We start from the raw sequence: 1562 nt of genomic DNA on the forward strand, positions 1-1562 counted from the left end.
CCCCGATCGTGCCTGCGGCGTTGCGCAACACCGCAGGCATCGTCGGCGCGGCGCTCTCCGCGCGCGGGCAACAGGCTCTTCCCCGCGCCACACACGCTGCCGCGGGACACTGACGCGGGACTCTGACACCAAAGCTGGCACCGACTAGGGGGGAGCCGGCGCCTAGCCGGCTCAGACCCGAGCGCCTAGACCCGCGACTTCTTCGAAGCTCGGCGCGGACGGGTCGATCGCCAGGAGGGTGCGGAGCCGGTTCTCGATGATCCGCAGTCCATATTCGGCCGTCTCTTGGCTGTCCTCGATGGCGAGCCGGAGACCGATCCCGTCGATCAGGAACAGCAACTCGGCCGAGATATCGGCGAGGTCCGCCACCGCGCGGAACGCGCCGGCCTCCACGCCGTACTCGATCGTCCGCGCGATCAGCGCACGGAACTCCATCTGGGAGTGATCGGTCTGCTCACGCAGGGCCGCGTCATGGGCGGCGGCGCGCCAGAACTCCAGCCACACGAGCCACTCCTCGCGGCGGGTGGTGGGGTCCAAAGCGACCGACTCGACCATGACATAGGACAGTCGGATCCAGGGGTCCTGGATGGATTCGGCGACCTCTTCGATCACGTTGGCCTCGGCAAGCACTCGGTGCATGAGGGCCTCGCGACGCAGGGTCGCCAAATTTGGGAAATAGTGTTGCAGGCTTGCGATCGGCACCCCGGCCTCTTCGGCGACATCTCGATAACGCAGATTGGCATATCCGCGCTTGATCAGAGCCTGGGAGGCAACGTCTAGCAAGAGGGGCTTGCTGTGCTTCGGGGGGCGGCCGCGCCGTGGCTGGGGAACGGTTGGCACCTCCCAGAACTTACTCCTCACGGCATCCAGTTCACAGGAGAACCGAAAAATCGGGGCGTAACGTCGGAACGATCCTCACTCCGAGGGCTCCGGCGCAACGGGTTTGGCGGTCCCCGGGATGACGAACCGGGTGCGTGCGGAGGTGTGATCGGGCGACGGGAGCAGCACCGCGACATAGGCCCGGTCGCGACGCACGGGGGGCAGGGTGATCCGCACCGTGCCGCCCGGAGCCACCGGTGCAGTGGCCACCCGGGTGCGTTCCCCGCCGAGGCGCGTCCAGATCTCCACGGTGTCGCCCGGGGCGGCGCCGGTTGTCAGCAGCACGAGGGCGCCCGACGAGTCGACCTCGGCCCGGATCACCGCCTGAACCCGCATCCGCCACGGTGCACTGCGTACGCCGCCTGGGGTGCGCCAGCGGTAGCGCGCGAGGCCATTCACCGGCAGCGTCTTGGCGCGACCCTGACCGGCAGCATCGGTGCGCACCCGAGCGACGACGCGCCACCCCTCGTCGGTATGGATCAGCAGCGAGAGCCTGCGATCGGGCAGCGGGGCGCCGGAGCGATCCAGCAGGGTCCCCACCACCGCAGGGCGCGACCCGTAGGCGACTCGGTGGCTGGCCGCGAAGAAGTCGAGGCGACCCGGAGCGACTGGATCCGGCTCATCGCCCTGCCCGTCACCGGGGCCATCACCGGGCCCATCACCCGGGCCGCCCGTCGGGCCAT

Annotated in this window: 2 protein-coding genes; both read right to left on the minus strand. The window is 69.4% G+C overall.

The features are described from left to right. Positions 1 to 171: 171 nt before the first annotated feature. Positions 172 to 783, minus strand: coding sequence for a TetR/AcrR family transcriptional regulator (locus WAW85_RS00980; protein WP_422557803.1), 612 nt, complete (start codon positions 781 to 783; stop codon positions 172 to 174). Between the two features lie 132 nt (positions 784 to 915). Beyond that, positions 916 to 1562 (minus strand): hypothetical protein (locus WAW85_RS00985; protein WP_422557804.1); only part of this gene is annotated, 647 nt, incomplete at its 5' end.

Source organism: Gordonia sp. (in: high G+C Gram-positive bacteria) (assembly GCF_049299075.1).
Taxonomy (GTDB): Bacteria; Actinomycetota; Actinomycetes; order Mycobacteriales; family Mycobacteriaceae; genus Gordonia.